The organism is Paludisphaera mucosa (assembly GCF_029589435.1).
GTDB classification, from domain to species: domain Bacteria; phylum Planctomycetota; class Planctomycetia; order Isosphaerales; family Isosphaeraceae; genus Paludisphaera; species Paludisphaera mucosa.
On sequence record NZ_JARRAG010000002.1, the window covers coordinates 1,019,052 to 1,037,170 of the forward strand.

Genomic DNA, 18,119 nt, shown 5'->3' on the forward strand with positions numbered 1-18,119 from the left:
CCCGAGGCAAGGTGGCATCCGGCCATGGCATCGTATTTCTTCCGGGTCGAGCACGACTTGCTCCGGTCCGACGCCTTCCGATCGCTGGGGGGCTCGGCGATCAAGGTGTATCTCGTGATCGGCCTCTTCTCCGACTTCGGCACCGACTGGGGCTATCCCAGCACCCGGACCATCGCGCGCCAGGCGGGCCTCAGCCGGCAGACCGTCATCGACGCCATCCAGGAGCTGATCGGGGCGGGGTTCCTGATCGCGAACAAGTCGCGGGGCAAGTCCACGGCGTACCGGGTCCTGCGCCAGCCCGCGCCGGACCACCGGCCCACCGGCGACCGGGCCAAGCCCGTCGCGTCCAAGAAGACGAAGCCGGCCCCGCAAACCGGCCGAGATCTTTTAGACGTCCCCGGCGAAACCGGTCCAAAGTCTTTAGTCGACCCCTCGAAATCCGGCCTGTTTTCTTTAGTCGACCCGGTCCAGAAGCTGGACCACGGCGGCCGTGAGGATGGGCCCAAACGAGAAACAGGAACGAAAGAAGACACAGCGTCGGCCCCGATCCCCGGTACGCCCTTCCGCCTGAGCGCCGACGGCCGGCTCCTTGTTGCTGTCGATTTGCAGGAATTATTGACGAATCAGGGCCTGCCGGAGAACCTGGCGACCCGCCTTGTTATGCAGAAGGACCCGGAGGCCGTCGCCAAGGTGCTGCTCAACGCCTTCTACCTGCAAAGCCTAGGTAAGCTGCAGAACGGCCCCGGCTACATCCGCGCCGGGATCGAGGACGGCTACGACCTGCTCCCGCAGGTGGCGAACCGCCTCGAAACGCGTCGTCGCGAGCTGGCGGAACGGCTCCGGAAGATCGAGCAGGAGAAGAAGCAGGCCCGCGCGGTCGACTCGTTGGCGTCCCAGGAAGCGGCCGTCTCCTATGTGCTCGAAAATCTCCATCCCGATGAGCTGAAACGTCTTACGGCGATCGCCCTGGACTCGCTCCCGGAGCCCGTCGTCCGGCGAAACCCGACCCTGTCGAATCCGTTCGTCCGGGGCAAGGTCTACGAACTGGCCTGCGGCGAGCCGGTGGAATAAGTCCCCCTTCGGCGAGATTCGGGACGTCTCGAAGACGCGGCCTCGGGTCGCGTTTTTGTTTGCGCCGAGGTCTCCCGGGAACGCAAATGGCAGTCCCGTGCGACTGCCATATCGGCATCTGTCAAAACGGCACTGCTGACGATTGCGAATCTGGGATTCCGCTCAGTTCTCAAATCCGTAACAGGCAGGGTTTTGGGGCGTCCCGTAAACGGGAATTGCGTTTACGGGGTAATCTGGGCTCGGAGGTCGCTCTCCCTCGGCTTGCGGAGGACGAGGAGATCCCGGACCTGTCCCAGGAGGCGGCCCTCGGTCCGGGCGCGTCGGACCTGCTGCGGGGTGTAGTCGCCGCTCATCGGGCAGCTGATGCGGCGCTCGGGGAGGAAGCCGGCCTCGAGGCCCGCGCGGTAGCCCAGGAAGACGTGGTCGATGTAGCCGTGGCCGCGCGGTAGGTCCTTCTCGGTCTGAGGAGCCAACAAAAGCGCGAATGCGCCCCCCGGCCTCAGGATTAAAAAGACATCCTGGGCGAGCCGGTCGAGGAACCGCGTCCAGGCTTCGAGGGGCGCGGCGGCGACGCTCTCCCTCGGGTATTTTCGCGCGAGCATCGTGTGGTAGGGGGGGTCGCAGAAGACGAGGTCGCAGCCGGCCGCTTCGGGGGGGAATCCGAGGCGGACGTCGAGGGGGGCGATTTCGGTGCGGACCGGTTCGAGGTCGTAGGCGAGGCAGCGTCGGCCCATGGCGAGGGCGACGTCGAGGGTGGTCCCGCCGCCGGCCATCGGGTCGACGACGAGCGCGCCGGGGTCGGTGAAATAGTGCAGCGCGTGGGCGACGAGGCTCGGGGGGATGGATCCGGGGTGGGGGACGCCGAAGGCCCGGTCGTGGCGGAACGACCAGACGTCGTACGGGGTCGGGCGGAAGTCGCGACTGAACTTGTCGCGCCGGCGCAGGTCCTTGTAGGCGGCGTGGATGGTCTTCGTCTCGGCGTCGAGTTGGGCGACGCCGGCCAAGGCCCGCGGGTCGCCCTCCCGGGCCTTGGCCCAGACGGCCCGAGCCTGGCGATACAAGTCCTTGCCCCCCAGGCCGATCCGCTCGGCGACGGCCGCGTCGGTACGGCCGGGCCTGGGACGAACCGCTCCCCCCTGCCCCTCGTCGCTTCGAGCGTCGGAATTCCGACGCCCGGCGTCTTTCTCGTCGTCGTTCCAGGAGGGATGGTCGCCGAAGGGGATGGTGCGGGGGCTCGGCGACGTCGGGACACCTGCCCCGTCCTGATTCCGGAGGTTCCCTCGGCTCCGCGCGCGGGCGTCGGTCGAGAGCAGGGTTTCGAGGGCGTCGGCCTCGCGCATCATCTGGCTGAACGTCTTGCGGCGCTGGCGGTTGTATTCGAGGACGGCGGTCCGGCGGTCGTCGTCCGTCGCGAACTCCCGGATCACGCAGGGGACCCGCTCCAGCGCCAACTCCGCCGCGCAGGCCAGGCGTCGGTGGCCCGAGACGACCTCCCATCGCCCTCGCGCCAGCCCCGGCGCGACGACGAGCGGTTCCAGGATCCCGTGCTCGCGGACGCTCTCGATCAGGTCGTCGACCTGGTCCGCCGAATCGCCGTAAACCTCCAGGCTGAACAGGTTCCGATCGAGCGACCGGACGTCCAGCGGGGCGTAGGGGGGCGGGGCGGGCGTTTCGCTCGGGGCGGGACCCGGCCTGGCGGCTCGACGCGCGGGGGAAGCCATGGGGGACGTCCTTGTCCGGGGGGCCGTGCGGATGGTGTTCGACGGGAATCTAGCAGAGGTGGTCGATCCTGTCGAGGAGAGGCGAGGTCGCGTCGAGCCGCCGGGCCGGATCGAACGTCCGCGGTGGCTGTGGGGCCGCCACTCCGAGTTTTCTCGGATTCCTCCGAGAGATCTTCGCAGAGGGGCGGTATCGTGGGGGGCGTTCGGACGAATCGACGAGCGGCCGGAGCGGGTCGCCCTCCACCTGGCGTCAGAGCGAGATCCTTGCCATGCGCGACCTTTCCGAGTTGTTTTCCGCCGCACGGGCCGAGGGCCGCGTCAGCCGTCGCCTGTTCCTGGCCTACGGGGCCGCGCTCTCCTCGCTGCCGCTCCTGGGGGCCAGGGCCGAGGCCCGCTCTCGGCGTGCGAGCTTCGCCGCCGACCCGTTCTCGCTCGGCGTGGCGTCGGGCGAGCCGACGGAGGGTGGGGTCGTCCTGTGGACGCGGCTCGCGCCCAGTCCGCTCGACCCCGACGGCGGGATGCCGCCGGAGGCGGTCGAGGTCGCGTGGGAGCTGGCGACCGACGACGGGATGCGCGAGATCGTCCGGAGCGGCAAGGCCGTCGCCTCGCCCCAGCTCGCGCACTCGGTCCACGTCGAGGCCGAGGGGCTGCAGCCGGACCGATGGTACTGGTACCGCTTCAGGGCCGGCGACGCCGTCAGCCCGGTCGGCCGCACCCGCACCGCCCCCGCGGCCGACGCCGCCCCGGAACGGCTGCGGTTCGCGTTCGCGTCGTGCTCGCATTACGAGCAGGGCTACTTCACGGCCTACCGACGGCTGGCCGAGGAAGACCTGGACCTGGCGTTCCACCTGGGCGACTACATCTACGAAGGGTCCGGCCGGGACGCCCTGGTGCGCAAACACGCCGGGCCGAAGCTGCGGACCCTGGCCGACTACCGGATCCGCCACGCCCAGTACAAGACCGACCCGGACCTGCAGGCCGCCCACGCCCGCTGCCCGTGGGTGGTGACGTGGGACGACCACGAGTTCGAGAACAACTACGCCGCCGGCGTCTCCGAGAAGGCCGGCGTCGACCCCGTCGAGTTCCTGGAGCAGCGGGCGAGGGCCTACCAGGCCTATTACGAGGCCATGCCGCTGCGGCCCTCGTCGCTGCCGCACGGTCCCCACATGAAGCTCTATCGGACCGTCCCGTTCGGCCGCCTGGCGACCTTCCAGGTGCTCGACACGCGCCAGTACCGCACCGACCAGCCCAACGACGACCGCGCCTCGGAGCTGAACGAGCTCGCCCTGAGCCCCAAGAACACGATCCTCGGCGCCGAGCAGGCCGACTGGCTCAAGGCGGCGCTCCTGCGCTCGACCGGGACGTGGAACGTGCTGGCGCAGCAGGTGATGATGGGCATGGTCCATCGGAGCCGGACCCCGGGGGGCCCGGAGCTGTACTCGATGGACCAGTGGCCGGGCTACGCCGTCGAGCGGATGAAGCTCGTGGAGTTCCTCGCCGACCGCCGCGTGCCCAACCCCGTGGTCCTGACCGGCGACATCCACTCCAACTGGGTCAACGACCTCCGCGTCGACGACCGCAAGCCCGAAGGGGCCGTCGTGGCGGCCGAGTTCGTCGGCACGTCGATCACCAGCGGCGGCGACGGCTCGCCCCAGGTCGAGGGCCTCGACGGGCTCCTCGCCGCCAACCCCTGCGTCCGCTTCCACAACCGCCAGCGCGGCTACGTCCTGTGCACGCTGACCCCGAAGTCCTGGGTCAGCGACTACCGGATCGTCGAGAAGGTCAAGTCTCCCGGCGCCCCGGCCAAAACCCTCAAGTCCTTCGCCGTCGAGGCCGGCAAGCCCGGCGTCCAGCCGGCCTGAGCCGGGCCGCGCGGACCCCTGGCACGAGGCGCGCGTCGGATGCGAAGATGGCGTCGGGCCGGCGTTCGTCGCCTCGATGTTCGTCGAGCGGATCAGCCGGGACGCCGAGATTCCTTCGCGCGTCCGTGCGGCTGCATCCGCGAACCGTCGCCCATTCCCGACGATCGAGTTCGACAGGGAGGCGGCCGCCATGACCCCCGAGCGCTTCGAGAACGTCATCATCGGCAGCGGCGAGGCGGGGAAGTACCTCGCGTGGACCCTGGGCAAGAAAGGCCAGGGCGTGGCCGTCGTCGAGCGCGGCAAGATCGGCGGGGCGTGCCCCAACGTGGCCTGCCTGCCGACCAAGAACGTGATTTATGGGGCGAAGGTCGCGGCGATGGTCCGGGAGGCCGGGCGGTTCGGCGTGCGGACCGGGCCGGTCGCCGTCGACATGGACGCCGTGCGGGCGCGCAAGCAGGCCATGGTCGACGACATGCAGGCCGTGCACCTGAACAACTTCCACGCCGGCGGGACCGAGCTGGTCCTGGGGGAAGGCCGATTCGTCGGCCCCCGGACGATCCGGGTCGCCCTGAACGCGGGGGGCGAGCGGGTCTTGCAGGGCGACCGGGTCTTCCTCGACGTCGGCACCCGGGCGAGCCTGCCGCCGATCCCCGGCCTGGCGGACGCGAGGCCGATGACCCACGTCGAGGCGCTCGACCTCGGCCGGCTGCCGGCGCACCTGGTGATCCTGGGCGGGGGCTACGTCGGGCTCGAGTTCGCCCAGGCGCTCCGGCGCTTCGGGAGCCGGGTCACGATCCTCAACCGGTCCGGCCGCCTGCTCGATCGCGAGGATCCGGACGTCTCCGAGGCGCTCCTGCAGCTCATGGACGACGAGGGGGTCGAGGTCCGGCTCAACGTGGCCGCGGCCGCCGTCGAGGGACGCTCGGGCGAGGCCCTCCGGATCACGCTCGACGGCGGCTCGGTGATCGAGGCCACCGACCTCCTCGTCGCCGCGGGCCGGACGCCCAACACGGATTCGCTCGACGCGGATCGGGGCGGCGTCGAGCTCGACGGTCGCGGCTTCGTCCGCGTCAACGACCGCCTGGAGACGACGGCCGACGGCGTCTGGGCGATGGGCGAGTGCGCGGGGAGCCCGCAGTTCACCCACGTCTCGTTCGACGACTATCGGGTGGTCCGCGACAACGTGCTCGGCGGATCCCGCTCGACGGCCGGGCGGCTCGTGCCCTACTGCCTTTTCACGGACCCCGAACTCGCCCATGTCGGGCTGTCCGAGTCGGAGGCGAAGGCGCAGGGCGTGCCGTACCGGGTCGCCCGGATCCCGACGGCCCGGGTCCTCCGCGCCGTCACCTCGTCCGCCCCCCGCGGGTTCCTCAAGGCCCTGGTCGCCGCCGCGCCGGACGACCGCATCCTGGGCTTCACGGCCTTCGGCGTCGAGGCGAGCGAACTGCTGGCCGCCGTCCAGACGGCCATGATGGGCGGGATGCCGTACACGGCCCTGCGCGACGGCCTCTTCGCCCATCCGACGATGGCCGAGGGCCTGGCCCTGCTCTTCGCGGAAACCCCCCGAATCCCCTAGCCTTCCCAGTTTTCGCTGGATCCGGTTCTGGTTCGCCTTAAGAAAAGGATTTTCCGCGAGTTCTGTAGAATCGAGACATTTTCGCCTGGCTCTAATTCCCACTTCTGATTATAATCAAGCTTGGTTGGTCTGGCGACCGAGCGGCCCTGTCGAGTCATTCTGAACGCGACGCGGCTCGACTCCCTCGCCATCCCGCCACCGGGCCCATCTCGGGTCCACCTTTCTTCTCGACCCGGAAAGCGCAAGCGGGTCGCCTTTCGTCTCGGAGCTGATCTTGTCCAAGAAGCTGTACGTCGGGAACCTCACCTACAACATCAACCACTCGGACCTGGAAGCGCTTTTCGCGCCGTACGGTACGGTGCAGAGCGCCCAGGTCGTCGTCGATCGCGACACGAATCGCTCGAAGGGATTCGGATTCGTCGAGATGGCGTCCGACGCGGAGGCCCAGGCGGCCATCCAGGCCCTCAACGGCCACAACTATGACGGTCGCAACCTCACCGTCAACGAGGCCAAGCCTCGCGAAGCCCGCACGGGCGGCGGCGGCTACGGTGGCGGCGGCGGCGGTGGCGGCGGCTACGGTGGCGGCGGCGGCGGCGGCGGTCGCCGGTATTGAGCCGGATCGCGGAGGGGCTGGCGTCGCTCGCCCTTCGCCTCATCCGCGATGACATCCACACCGGAGACCCCGTACGCGGGGCTCCGGGACCTTCCAGGCTCATCGGACTTCCCGGGCCGGGACGCCCGCTCGCGCCGGATCATGCAACCTCAGGGGGGACGACGCCGCGAGCGTCGATCGGATCCCGATCAGTAGGTCCCTCCGTGCACCGTCGAACGACGGACGAACGACGGATCCGACAAATCGAGCGGGACGGGCCCTGCGAGGCGGCCGTCCCATCCTGCTTCGCCCCCTTGCCGCCAGGCCGGGGGCCTGCCTCGTCAAGAGAGGCGACACGGTCGGCATCCCGTCGACCGACGTCGCCGCTCTTCGCGACGCCGATCCCGAGTCCGGCCGGGCACCTGCCCGGCCCGCCTCGGAGCCGGCCCTTCGGGACGCAACCTTTGGTCCCGCACCCCATCTCTCCGGAACGCCTCGTCGCTCGTCCGGCGACTCCTGATCCGTCGCGATCGTTCGAGTGCAAGTTCGAACGGCGAACGGACCGAGGGTTCCTGCGTCCCCGCCCGCATGGGGACGATCGCACGACCCCCTTCACGATGTGCACCGCGCGTTCGGACGATCCCGGCGACGGCCTGTTCGTCGCCGCCTCGTCCCCAGGGAGGCATTGATGTCCTCGAGACACTACCACACCCCGCCTCCGACGATCACGACCCGGCTCCAGTGTCCGGTCTGCCACAAGTCCGTCTACTCGCGGGCCGGAATCCACCCGCAATGCGCCGTCCGCCTGGACGATCCGCCGCGACCGAAGCCCAAGCGCCCGGGGGAGCCCGTCGTCGCGGACATCGTCGACCCGGTCGTCGATTCCATCGCCGTCTCGCCGGCCGTCGCAGGACGCCTCGCTTCCGTCTGAGCCCTCCGCGGACGACCCTGGGAGACCCGGCGCGACGCTGCGCCCCCGATTCTCGAAGACTCGGGTCGAGGTCTCCCCTCGGTCGCCGCCTCCCCGCCGGCCCTCGACGGCCCGGACAGGCCGCTCACGCCCTCGGTTTGAGGGCGCGGGTGGCGATGTAGGCGGGGATCACCCGCGCGAGCGGCGAGTCGGGATCGACGTCCTCGAAGAAGCCCGTCAGGACGAACCCGGCGGCGAGCTGGCCGCCGATCTGGTCGTCGAGGGTGTGCCCGAAGCAGAGCGGCTCGTCCCGCTCGGCGAACCGCCGACGCTCGGCGTCGGTGAGGCTCGTCAGGTCGGAGTACGGGATGGCATACGCGATGCGAAGCTCCCCGCGCTCCAGGTCGGCCTCGTCGAACAGGAAGGCGACCGGGTTGGTGAATCCGGCCAGCAGCGAGCCTCCCGGTCGAAGGACGCGGTACGCCTCGCGCCAGACCGGCCGGACGTCGGCCGCGAAGGTGTTCGAGCAGGGGTGGACGATCAGGTCGAAGCGGCCGTCGTCGAACGCCGACAGGTCGGCCATGTCGCCCCGGACGCATCCCAGGTCGAGCCCTTCGCGGTCGGCGACTTCCCGGTCGCGCGCGAGCTGGTTGGGGCTGTTGTCGTAGACGACCACCCGCGCCCCCGCCGCGGCCAGGATCGGCCCCTGCTGCCCTCCCCCGCTCGCCAGGCATAACACGTCCAGCCCGGCCAGCGGCGGGAACCACTCCGCCGGCACGGGTTTCGTCGGCGTCAGCACGATCCGCCAGTCCCCCCGCCGCGCCCGCGCGACCTCCTCCGGCCCCACCGGCACCGTCCAGCGATTGCCCCGCTCCACCTGCCGGTCCCAGGCGCGTCGGTTGTAGTCCAGGATCTCTTCGGGGCTGCTCATGGAAATCTCCGGTCGGCGAACGAGGACTGACGCGACGGAACTGAGGTGATATCCTCGACCGACGACCTCTGCAAGGAGTTCGCACCCTGTCGGGAGCCAGGCCGCCCGGACCGGCCGCGACGAGGAGGACGACGCATGAACGAAGCTTCGGAGGAGTCTCGACCGGTCGCGGAGTGGATCGAAGCCGCCAGGCGCGGCGACGTCGACTTCGTGGTGGACCGCCTGGGCCGCGGGATGGACGTCGACGCGAGAGGCCGTTTGAACGTGACGGCCCTGATGGCGGCCGCCGGTCGGGGCCACGTCGAATTGATCCGCATCCTGCTCGATCATGGCGCGGATCCGAACCTGGAGGACGGCAAAGGCCATACGGCCGTGACGCATGCGGCGATCGGTTCTCGGGCCCGGGAGCGACGTGGGGAAAGCCTCCCGCCCGCGGAGGCCGAGCCGTTGAGTCTGCTGCTCGCGGCGGGAGGACGTTGTAGCTTCCGCGACGCCGTCTGGCTGGGCGACGTCGAACTCGCCCGCGCCAGGCTCGATGAAGGGGCCGACGTCGACGCCGGCCGAGGCTCCTACGACGGCCCGATGCTCATGATCGCCGCCGGGTTCGGGCCTCTTGAGATGGTCGACCTGCTGCTGTCTCGCGGAGCCGACGTCGAGGCGATGGACGACCTCGGTCAGCGACCTCTGACGCGCGCGGCGCATTGCGGCCGGGTCGAGGTCGTGCTCCGACTCCTCGAATACGGCGCGAACATCGACGCCGTCGATTGGTTCGGGCGCAGCTCCCTGGCGTACGCCGCACTCGAAGGCCGCCGCGCCGTGTACGACGTCTTGCTGTCGCAGGGAGCCAGACGAGGCCCGATCGACACACTCGTCGTCGAAGATATGTCCCTGTTTGATCAATACGACGGCCATTCCCTCCTCGCCGAGGCCGCGCGGTGCGGGCGCGTCGATGTGGTGAAGACGCTGATCGATCGCGGGGCGGACTTCCACGCGGTTGGACGCGACGGGCTTACGCCCCTGGAGTGGGCCGTCCGGGAAGGTCGCGACGAGGTCGCCGACGTGCTGCGGCGGGCGGGGGCGGTGCGCTGAGGGGAGGCCGGTGCAGCCTAGGGATGAAGCCCGGCGCGCGTTAGAGTCGCGGGGTGATGGCCGCCGATCGACGCGCCGATGGAGGGCGCGGGGGCGGCCGATTCGCGATGGAGGCCTCTCCCATGCTGCTCCGCCGATCCGTCCTGCTGGCCCTGGGATCCCTGTTGTTCGTGCCGCCCGCCGGGGCGCAGCCGGGGGCGACGGTCCGCGTCGCGCCCGACGGGCCGATCGCCTCGCTCCAGGCGGCGCGCGACCGCGTCCGGGAGCTGCGCAAGGACGCGAAGGGCAAGCGCGAGCCGGCGACGGTCCGGTTCGCCGCCGGGACGTATCGGCTGACCGAGCCCGTCGCGTTCGGGCCCGAGGACGGGTCGGTCGCGTACGAGGCCGAGCCGGGCGCCGAGGTCGTCATCGACGGCGGCCGCGAGATCCGGGGGTTCCAGAAGACGACCGACGGCCTGTGGGTCGCGAAGGTCCCCGACGCCGCCGCCTCGGCCGGCAAGCGGCCGTTCGAGCAGCTCTACGTCAACGGCCGCCGCGCCGTACGGGCGCGGACGCCCGACGACGGATATCTTTATATGAAGAAAGCCGGGGCCGCGGACCCGAAGAGCTCGTTCGTGGCTCGGCGCGAGGACCTCAAGCCGCTGGCCGGCCTGTCCGCCGAGCAGCTCCGCGACGTCAACGTCGTCGTCTACCACTCGTGGGAGGTCTCCCGGCACCGGATCGCCTCGGTCGACGCCGGCTCGGGCCAGGTCGACCTGACGGGGCCCGCCCCCTGGGCCTTCCTTCAGTGGGGGGCCAACCAGCGCTACCATTTCGAGAACCTCCGCGGGGCGCTCGACCAGCCCGGCGAGTGGTTCCTGGACCGCGACGGCACGCTCGCGTACAGGCCGCTCCCCGGCGAGGAGATCGCCGCGTCCCGGTTCGTCGCGCCCGTCGCCGAGGCCTTCCTGACGATCCAGGGCGACCCCGACAAGGGGGCGCTCGTCGAGGACCTGGCGTTCCGCGGGTTAACGTTCCGGCACACCGCCTACAGCCTGCCGCCTCAGGGCCACGGCGACGGCCAGGCCGCGGCGAGCATCCCGGCCGTCGTCACGGCCGACGGGGCCCGGCGCGTCGAATTGAAGAATTGCCGGATCGAGCACGTCGGCATCTATGCCGTCTGGTTCCGCCGCGGCTGCACCGACTGCAAGGTCGAGCATTGCGCCCTGGTCGACCTGGGCGCGGGGGGCGTGCGGATCGGCGAGACGTCGATGCCGGCGAAGCCCGGGCACGCGACGGGCAAGGTGACGGTCGACGACTGCATCATCCGCGGCGTCGGCCGCTGGTTCCCGGGCTCGATCGGCGTCTGGATCGGCCAGTCCAGCGACAACGCGGTGACGCACAACGACATCGCCGACGCCTTCTACACGACCGTCTCGGTCGGCTGGTCGTGGGGCTACAACCCGACCGACTGCAAGCGGAACACGATCGACTACAACCGCCTGCACCACCTGGGCCGCAACGTCCTGAGCGACATGGGCGGCGTCTACACCCTGGGGCTCTCCGAGGGGACGACCGTCAGCCACAACGTCGTCCACGACGTCGACTCGTACAACAAGACCGGCGCGGGGGGCTGGGGCCTGTACAACGACGAGGGCTCGACCGGCATCGTCCTGGAGGGGAACCTCGTCTGGAACACCACCACGGGGAGCTACCACCAGCACTACGGCCGCGAGAACGTCGTCCGCAACAACATCCTGGCGTTCAGCCGATACGGCCAGGTCATGCGGAGCCGGATCGAGGATCATCTCTCGTTCATATTCGAACACAACATCGTGTACTGGAAGGGGGGTCCGCTGCTGACGGGCGCCTGGTCGGACCGCAAGAACGTCCGGCTGGACTCGAACCTCTATTACGAGGCGTCCGGAGCCCCGGTGACGTTCGACGGCCTGAGCCTGGACGCGTGGCGGAAGGCGACCGGGCAGGACGAGCATTCGAAGGTCGCCGACCCGCTGTTCGAGGACGCCGGCGCGGACGACTTCCGGCTGAAGTCGGACAGCCCGGCGATCGCGATGGGGTTCAAGCCGTTCGAAGCCTCGCGGGCCGGCGTGCGCGGCGGCGGCGCCTGGCGGGCCGAGGCCGACGCCCCCCTGCCCCCGTCGAAGCCCGCGCCCGAGCCGCCGCCGATGTCGGTCTCGGAGGACTTCGAGGCGATCGCCCCGAGCCCTTCCGGATACGCGCCGGAGTTCGCGGCGGTCTCGCACGGCGGCCGGCCCGAGCTGGTGGCCGTCACGGAGGAAACCGCGGCGGGCGGCCGTCGCAGCCTGAAGGTCGCCGACGCGGCCGGGCTCAAGAACGGCTTCGACCCGCATTTCTACTACCAGCCTCACTACGAGAAGGGGCTCGCGACGTGCTCCTTCGCCATCCGGGTCGAGCCCGGCGCGGTCTTCTACACCGAGTGGCGCGACGCTTCGAGCCCCTACCGGGTCGGGCCCAGCGTCTGGTTCGCCGACGGCAAGCTCCGGGCCGGCGACCGCGTGGTGATGGACGTCCCCGCCGGCCGGTGGCTGCACGTCGAGATCCAGTCCCGCCTGAACGGCGACGCGAACCGGCCGGCCACCTGGAGCCTGAGCGTCTCGCGGCCCGGCGAGGAGCCCCTGCGACTGGCCGACCTCCCCTGCTCGCCCGGCTGGAAGACGGTCGACTGGGTCGGCTTCAGCAGCTCGGCGGAGCACCCGACGGCCGTCTTCCTGGACGAACTGGAACTGAACGTCCGGCCTTAATCGCCGCGCCGATATCTTTTTTAAGATTATGACGGGGTTTGGCCGGCCGTCGACTTGCGACGCGCCCGTCGTATCGGTATATTGCCCTGCGAGTCATGCCTCTCTCCGTCGCCCACGGCCGTTCGCGGCGATTCCGATCGAATCGCCGGCGGCCATCGCCCGTCGTGTCTCGGGGTCGTCATGAAGCCGTCTTCCATCCAGCCTGGGATCCGCCCGGGCGCGGGGTTCATCCTCGCGTCCCTGTGCGTGTTCCTGCTCGCGCCGGGGGCGGCCGAGGCCCGCTGCGGCGGCCGGGCGGCGGCCATGGCGTGGCGGTCGGCGACGCCGGCGGGGCTGGGCATGGCGGCCCACGGCGCGGAGGCCTCGGCGTTCCCGGAGCCGGCGTCCGACGACGGCCCGCGTTGCTCGGGGCCCTCCTGCTCGGAGCGCGATCCGTCGCCGCTCCCGGCCGGCGTCTTCGAGACCATGCCGAGCCGGGGCGAGGGCCTCGCCTCGCCCGCGTTCCTCCCCGCGGTCCCGCCCGGGTCGCGGCCCCACCGCGCCGCCGACGAGTCGTTCGACTCGCCCCGAGCGCCCTCCGCCGTCTTCCACCCTCCTCGACGTCCGCCTGTTTGAAGCCGTCCGCTTCCCTTCCCAGCCCGATCCGTGCGTAAAGCCCGACGATTCCGGACGCGAGGAGACAGGTCATGAAGAACGTCATGAAGTTTGGTCAGATCGACGGCGTCTTGCTCTTCCCCGACGACGCGGTGACGCGCCTCGGCACCCTGGGCATCATCGGGGGCGGCCTCCTGGCGCTCCTCGCCCTCATGTTCTGAGGCCGGAAGGCCGCTCCGCCCGCGACGAACCGAGCCGCCGTCCTCCCCGCGCGAGCGGAAGGGGCGATCGCGCCGGTCGGTTGCGAGGTCGCGAGCGGCCCGATCCGTCGGTTCACTTCGCTCCCAGGGCCCGGGCGACTTCCTCCCGGATCGGCGTCAGCTCGGCGCTGCGGTCCGGGTCGCGTTCCATCCAGGCGGCGCTCGCGTCGAATCGCCGACGGGCCTGTTCCTCCGCGCCGGCCTGATGGTCGATGAGGGCCAGGAAGAGCCAGTCGGCGGGGCCGCCGCCGTCGTTCCGTTCCATGGATTTCGCGAAGGCCTCCGCGGCCTCCGACGCGCGGCCGCCCGGATCGGCTGGTCGTCGAGGAACCGCCGCAGGTCGTCCGCCCGGGTCGCGGCCGAGGGGTAGCGGGCCGCGGGCTCCTTCTCCATGGCCTTGAGGACGATCGTCTCCAGGTCGCGCGGGATCGACGGGCGGATCCGCTTCGGCCGCTTCGGCCGCGTCGGCTCGCCGTCGAGGATCCGCCGGACCAGCTCCTGGCGGTCGTCGGCGTCGAAGGCGGGCCGGAGCGTCAGCAGCTCGTAGAGGGTCGCCCCCAGCGAGTAGACGTCGGTCGCCGGGCCGACCCCGCCGCGCTCGGCGCGGACCTGCTCGGGGCTCATGTAGCGGAGCGTGCCGACGAGGTCGCCCGTCCGGGTCAGGTCGAGGTCCTCCTGGGGCCGACGCGCCAGGCCGAAGTCGGCGACCCAGAGGTTGCCGCGGTCGTCGATCAGGAGTTCGCCGGCTTGACGTCGCGATGGACGACCCCCATCGCGTGCGCGTGCTCGAGCGCCTCGGCCGCCTGGAGCCCGAGTCGGACCGTCTCGCGGGCGTGGGCTCGGCTCGACGAGTGCGAATGCCCCTGCGACTTCGACTTCGGCGGCTGCGCCCGCCCGGCCGCGGGGCCCGAGCCGTCGGCCTCCGCGTCGGCCGGGGCCGCCGCGCGATCCGCCGCCGCAAGCTCGCGGACGACCTGCGTCAGCGGCCTCCCCTCGATGAGCTGCATCGCGTCATAGTGGGTCCCCCGGACGATCCCGATGCCGAAGACCGGGACGATGTGCTCGTGGTGGAGCCTCGCCGCGGCCTGGGCCTCGAGCTGGAACCGCTGGCGCCGACGGGGATCCGTCGACGCGGCCGAGGGCAGGACCTTCAACGCCACCCGCCGCCCGAGGGGCCGCTGCTCGGCCTCGTAGACCACCCCCATCCCGCCCCGGCCGATCTCGCGGATGATCCGGAACTCGCCCAGCACCGGCGCGGGGGCCTCGTCGGCGGCCGCGCCGTCGTCCGTCGCCGGTCGTAGCCCCTGCGCGGCGTCGTCGACCAGGTCCATCCCGGCGAGGCACGCGCCCAGCGGCCCGGCGATCGATCCATGCCGCGCCAGGAACTCGAGCCGGGCGGACGGCCCACCTCGACCAGGGCGACGTACTCCTCGACGGCCGCGACGATCCGGGGGTCGTCGTCCGGCGAGGACGTCGCCGTCGACGCGGTGGACTCGACGTTCGACCAGGTTTCGACGTCGATGGACGGCACGGCCGCGCCTCCCGGTTCGGGACCTCGATCCGGCGGCCCGCTGCCGCGCAGGGACGACGGGCATTATCCTTGAAACCGTCACGGAAATCCGCAATTCGCGCCGCGCAAGGGGGAGGTCCCGATGGCCTGGGTTCGCACGATCGCGCGGGACGAGGCGTCCGCCGAGCTGGCCGCCGCGCTGGAGGGGCAGCATGCGCTCTATCCGGCGGAGTACGACGGTCCGATCCGGGGGCTCGACGAGAGGACGCCGGGGATCGTGGCGTCGCACACGCTGATCCCGCAGGCGCTCTACCATGCGTTCGCGACGTTCGGGGCGCTGATGGCGCCCGACCTGCCGCTCTCGCGGCGCGACCACGAGATGATCGCGCTGATGGTCTCGACGACCAACCGCTGCCGGTACTGCTCGGCGGCCCACGCCGAGTTCCTGCGCCGGGTGGTCCTGGACGACGACCTCGTCCGGGCCCTCCGCGAGGACTACGCGAACGCCCCGATCGCCGACCGCGAGCGCGCGATGCTCGACTACGCCGTGCAGGTCACGCAGGACGCGACCCGGGTCTCGCCCGCCTGGCACGACCGGCTCCGCGGCGTCGGCTTCGACGACCGGGGGATCCTCCAGGTCACCCTGATCGCGGCCTGGTTCAACTACATCAACCGCGCGGCCGACGCGCTCGGCGTGGGCCGCGACTGATCGGGGTTGGAAGCCGGCGGCCGGACGGGGACAATGGGACGCCGAGCCCGGCCTTCACCCCCCGCCCCGCATCTCCTGGAGCCCCCCCGATGTCCGACGCCGAGTCCCGTCCGCACGTCCGCACCCAGGCCGTCTGGGCGGGCGAAGGGGGCGTCTTCATGGGGCGCGCCACGCAGGTCCCGGTCGTCCACAGCGTCTCGTTCGGCTACGACGACCTGGACGAATGGCGCGCGGCGGCCCTGGGCGAGATCCCGGGTCACATCTACGGCCGCAACACCAACCCGACGGTCGCCGTCTTCGAGGAGAAGGTGCGGATCCTCGAAGGGGCCGAGGCCGCGACGAGCTTCTCGACCGGCATGGCCGCGATCAGCGACACCCTGTTCACCCTGCTGGAGCCGGGCCGGAAGGTCGTCTCGGTGGTCGACACCTACGGCGGCACCAACCGGATGTTCGGCGAGTTCCTCCCCCGCGTCGGCGTCGAGGCGGTGCTCTGCCCGACCGCCGACCACGAGGCGATCGAGGCGGCGATCGACGGCGGCCCGCGCGTGCTCTACCTGGAGAGCCCGACGAACCCGACGTGCAAGGTCCTGGACATCGCCCGCCTGGCCGCCCGGGCGCGGGCGAAGGGGGCCCTGGTCGTCGTCGACAACACGTTCGCCACGCCCGTCAACCAGCATCCGCTGGAGCTGGGCGCGCACCTGGTGATCCACAGCGCGACCAAGTTCCTCGGCGGCCACGCCGACGCGCTGGGGGGCGTGGTCGCGGGCGACGCCGCGCTCGTCGAGGCGATCTTCCGGCGTCGCGAGATCACCGGCGCGACGCTCCACCCCGACGCCGCCTACATGCTGCTGCGGGGGATGAAGACGCTGGCCCTGCGGGTCGAGCGCCAGAACGCGAACGCCCTGGCCGTCGCCCGCCGGCTCAAGGCCCATCCGCTCGTCGCGAACGTCTTCTACCCCGGCCTGGAAGGCCACCCGAACCACGACGTCGCGGCGCGGCAGATGCCGGGGGGCTTCGGCGGCGTCCTGAGCTTCCAGCTCCACGGCGACTTCGAGGTCGTCAAGCGGTTCCTCCCCCGTCTGCGGTGGGCCCATCGCGCGGCCAACCTGGGGGCGGTCGAGACCGTCGTCGCGCCGCCGGCCACCGGCTCGCACGTCGAGCTGACCGCCGCCCAGCGGGCCGCCCTGGGCATCCCCGAGACCCTCGTCCGCTACTCCTGCGGCATCGAGGACGCCGGCGATCTGATCGCCGACCTGGAGCAGGCGCTGGCCGCCGTCGGCTGATCGCCGCGCCCTCGGATCAGACGAACCGCTTGAGCGGCGATTGCGAGATCGCCCAGACCGCGGCGAAGGAGATGGCGATCACCAGCGCCCCGTGTCCGGCCGGGGGCAGGTCCGGGGTCGGCAGCCGGTTGGAGACGGCGTAGACCATGCGGTGGATCGACATGTGGACGAGGTAGACCCCCATCGCCATGCCGACCGCCGCGGCGACCCAGCGCGGGGGCTCGAACCGCCAGGCCGACGCCGGCGCGACCAGCAGCATCGCCAGGCCGTACCGCGCGGCCAGCTCGTCGCGGAACCAGAGCGCGATCAGCCCGCACGCCAGGGTGTTGAAGGCCGCGATGGCGATCACGCCCGGGCGACGGAGGCCGGCGTGCCGCATCGCGGTGCCGACGGCCAGGCCGAGGAAGACCGCCGGCACGCAGCGCAGCCACTGCGGCCCCGGCGTGCCGGCGTCGTCGCGGTACGACTTGTCGACCGCCAGGACGGCCAGCGAGAGCCCCGCCAGCCCCGCGGCGAGGAGGCAGGCGTACGACGGCCGGACCCCGGAGGTCAGCCGGCGGGCCACGTTGAGGAAGAGGATCATCACGAATGCGAAGGGCAGGTACCAGAGGTGGACCGAGGTGCCCGTCACCAGGATGCGCGGGCCCAGCTCGTCCCAGATCGAGACCCCGTGCCTCAGGTGCGAGCCCAGCTCGACGGCCCCGTAGACGCCGCACCAGAAGAGCCAGGGGACCAGCAGCCGCGAGCCCGACTTGCGGATCTGCTGCGGCAGCGGCCGGGGCTCGCCGCGGCCGGCGGCCAGGGCCGCCGAGATGATCGCCAGCGTGGGCAGCCGCCAGGCCGTGTACTCGGCCCCGGGGGCCCCGGCGTGGAACCAGACGATCGCCAGCAGCGCCGCCAGCCGGAGGACGTCGAAGCCCGCGACCCGCTCGCGGCGGTGGTCGAGGCCGCCGTCCCGAACCGCCGCGGAGTCCGACCCGCGCGGCAGATCCTCGGAACTCCTCATGAGTTCATACCTCCAAGGAAGAATCCGTTCCAGTCATCGGAAGTAGGCGACGAATCGCGGCGTCGCGGCCGCCCCGGCCGAGATTTGGGCCGCGCCTTCATGCATCGATGGTCGGGCCCGGGGCCGCCGCGGGGAGGCGACGATCATGGAGTCATCGGGCGATGCGTCGTTCCGTGGGGGCCGCGATGCGATGCGTCGGAGAGGGTCCCGGTCGAGCCCCGACCGCCGGCTCGCGGGGCCGCG

At 71.3% G+C, this 18,119-nt stretch carries 14 protein-coding genes and 1 pseudogene; 11 read left to right on the plus strand and 4 right to left on the minus strand.

Annotated elements, in window-relative coordinates:
• Positions 1 to 24 precede the first annotated feature (24 nt).
• Positions 25 to 1,071, plus strand: a complete 1,047-nt coding sequence (locus PZE19_RS13665) for a helix-turn-helix domain-containing protein (RefSeq protein WP_277861180.1) — start codon at positions 25 to 27, stop codon at positions 1,069 to 1,071.
• 221 nt (positions 1,072 to 1,292) lie between these two features.
• On the opposite strand, the gene PZE19_RS13670 is transcribed toward PZE19_RS13665, so the two are convergent.
• Positions 1,293 to 2,792 carry a DNA methyltransferase gene (locus PZE19_RS13670; protein ID WP_277861181.1) on the minus strand — a complete coding sequence of 500 codons (1,500 nt, stop codon included), beginning with the start codon at positions 2,790 to 2,792 and terminating at the stop codon, positions 1,293 to 1,295.
• 269 nt (positions 2,793 to 3,061) lie between these two features.
• Here PZE19_RS13670 and PZE19_RS13675 point away from each other — a divergent pair, with 269 nt between their 5' ends.
• The 4 genes from PZE19_RS13675 to PZE19_RS13690 all read left to right on the plus strand — a co-directional run bounded on the left by PZE19_RS13675 (position 3,062) and on the right by PZE19_RS13690 (position 7,753).
• Entirely contained in the window at positions 3,062 to 4,654 is a 1,593-nt protein-coding gene (locus PZE19_RS13675; protein WP_277861182.1) for an alkaline phosphatase D family protein, read from the plus strand.
• Positions 4,655 to 4,844: 190 nt separating this feature from the next.
• Positions 4,845 to 6,230, plus strand: a complete 1,386-nt coding sequence (locus tag PZE19_RS13680; RefSeq protein ID WP_277861183.1) for an FAD-dependent oxidoreductase — start codon at positions 4,845 to 4,847, stop codon at positions 6,228 to 6,230.
• Between the two features lie 274 nt (positions 6,231 to 6,504).
• Complete coding sequence (gene rbp / locus PZE19_RS13685) at positions 6,505 to 6,843, plus strand: RNA-binding regulator (RefSeq protein ID WP_277861184.1); 339 nt, start codon at positions 6,505 to 6,507, stop codon at positions 6,841 to 6,843.
• Positions 6,844 to 7,510: 667 nt separating this feature from the next.
• A complete protein-coding gene (locus PZE19_RS13690; protein WP_277861185.1) occupies positions 7,511 to 7,753 on the plus strand; it encodes a hypothetical protein in 243 nt (80 codons plus the stop codon).
• 124 nt (positions 7,754 to 7,877) lie between these two features.
• On the opposite strand, the gene PZE19_RS13695 is transcribed toward PZE19_RS13690, so the two are convergent.
• Positions 7,878 to 8,663, minus strand: a complete 786-nt coding sequence (locus PZE19_RS13695; RefSeq protein ID WP_277861186.1) for a class I SAM-dependent methyltransferase — start codon at positions 8,661 to 8,663, stop codon at positions 7,878 to 7,880.
• 135 nt (positions 8,664 to 8,798) lie between these two features.
• On the opposite strand from PZE19_RS13695, the gene PZE19_RS13700 reads away from it, so the two are divergent.
• The 4 genes from PZE19_RS13700 to PZE19_RS13715 all read left to right on the plus strand — a co-directional run bounded on the left by PZE19_RS13700 (position 8,799) and on the right by PZE19_RS13715 (position 13,329).
• Complete coding sequence (locus PZE19_RS13700; protein ID WP_277861187.1) at positions 8,799 to 9,752, plus strand: ankyrin repeat domain-containing protein; 954 nt, start codon at positions 8,799 to 8,801, stop codon at positions 9,750 to 9,752.
• Between the two features lie 122 nt (positions 9,753 to 9,874).
• Positions 9,875 to 12,514, plus strand: a complete 2,640-nt coding sequence (locus PZE19_RS13705) for a right-handed parallel beta-helix repeat-containing protein (protein WP_277861188.1) — start codon at positions 9,875 to 9,877, stop codon at positions 12,512 to 12,514.
• A 180-nt stretch (positions 12,515 to 12,694) separates the two neighbouring features.
• A complete protein-coding gene (locus PZE19_RS13710; protein ID WP_277861189.1) occupies positions 12,695 to 13,129 on the plus strand; it encodes a hypothetical protein in 435 nt (144 codons plus the stop codon).
• 71 nt (positions 13,130 to 13,200) lie between these two features.
• A complete protein-coding gene (locus PZE19_RS13715) occupies positions 13,201 to 13,329 on the plus strand; it encodes a hypothetical protein (protein ID WP_277861190.1) in 129 nt (42 codons plus the stop codon).
• Between the two features lie 156 nt (positions 13,330 to 13,485).
• Here PZE19_RS13715 and PZE19_RS32975 read toward each other — a convergent pair.
• Positions 13,486 to 15,092, minus strand: a pseudogene (locus PZE19_RS32975) (serine/threonine-protein kinase).
• Here PZE19_RS32975 and PZE19_RS13730 point away from each other — a divergent pair.
• Both PZE19_RS13730 and PZE19_RS13735 read left to right on the plus strand, forming a co-directional pair.
• A complete protein-coding gene (locus PZE19_RS13730) occupies positions 15,021 to 15,587 on the plus strand; it encodes a carboxymuconolactone decarboxylase family protein (protein WP_277861192.1) in 567 nt (188 codons plus the stop codon). The pseudogene PZE19_RS32975 and the gene PZE19_RS13730 sit on opposite strands and share 72 nt — an antisense overlap.
• Before the next feature lie 89 nt (positions 15,588 to 15,676).
• Positions 15,677 to 16,870 (plus strand): cystathionine gamma-synthase family protein, encoded by a 1,194-nt coding sequence (locus PZE19_RS13735; protein WP_277861193.1) that lies wholly within the window; start codon positions 15,677 to 15,679, stop codon positions 16,868 to 16,870.
• Positions 16,871 to 16,886: 16 nt separating this feature from the next.
• On the opposite strand, the gene PZE19_RS13740 is transcribed toward PZE19_RS13735, so the two are convergent.
• Entirely contained in the window at positions 16,887 to 17,876 is a 990-nt protein-coding gene (locus PZE19_RS13740) for an acyltransferase family protein (RefSeq protein WP_277861194.1), read from the minus strand.
• Positions 17,877 to 18,119: the final 243 nt, after the last annotated feature.

What these genes read in the sequence shown, in the direction of transcription:
- PZE19_RS13665 (WP_277861180.1), top strand. Translation starts at nt 25, where the DNA reads ATGGCATCGTATTTCTTCCGGGTCGAGCACGACTTGCTCCGGTCCGAC.
- PZE19_RS13670 (WP_277861181.1), bottom strand. Translation starts at nt 2,792, where the DNA reads ATGGCTTCCCCCGCGCGTCGAGCCGCCAGGCCGGGTCCCGCCCCGAGC.
- PZE19_RS13675 (WP_277861182.1), top strand. Translation starts at nt 3,062, where the DNA reads ATGCGCGACCTTTCCGAGTTGTTTTCCGCCGCACGGGCCGAGGGCCGC.
- PZE19_RS13680 (WP_277861183.1), top strand. Translation starts at nt 4,845, where the DNA reads ATGACCCCCGAGCGCTTCGAGAACGTCATCATCGGCAGCGGCGAGGCG.
- PZE19_RS13690 (WP_277861185.1), top strand. Translation starts at nt 7,511, where the DNA reads ATGTCCTCGAGACACTACCACACCCCGCCTCCGACGATCACGACCCGG.
- PZE19_RS13695 (WP_277861186.1), bottom strand. Translation starts at nt 8,663, where the DNA reads ATGAGCAGCCCCGAAGAGATCCTGGACTACAACCGACGCGCCTGGGAC.
- PZE19_RS13700 (WP_277861187.1), top strand. Translation starts at nt 8,799, where the DNA reads ATGAACGAAGCTTCGGAGGAGTCTCGACCGGTCGCGGAGTGGATCGAA.
- PZE19_RS13705 (WP_277861188.1), top strand. Translation starts at nt 9,875, where the DNA reads ATGCTGCTCCGCCGATCCGTCCTGCTGGCCCTGGGATCCCTGTTGTTC.
- PZE19_RS13710 (WP_277861189.1), top strand. Translation starts at nt 12,695, where the DNA reads ATGAAGCCGTCTTCCATCCAGCCTGGGATCCGCCCGGGCGCGGGGTTC.
- PZE19_RS13715 (WP_277861190.1), top strand. Translation starts at nt 13,201, where the DNA reads ATGAAGAACGTCATGAAGTTTGGTCAGATCGACGGCGTCTTGCTCTTC.
- PZE19_RS13730 (WP_277861192.1), top strand. Translation starts at nt 15,021, where the DNA reads ATGGCCTGGGTTCGCACGATCGCGCGGGACGAGGCGTCCGCCGAGCTG.
- PZE19_RS13735 (WP_277861193.1), top strand. Translation starts at nt 15,677, where the DNA reads ATGTCCGACGCCGAGTCCCGTCCGCACGTCCGCACCCAGGCCGTCTGG.
- PZE19_RS13740 (WP_277861194.1), bottom strand. Translation starts at nt 17,876, where the DNA reads ATGAGGAGTTCCGAGGATCTGCCGCGCGGGTCGGACTCCGCGGCGGTT.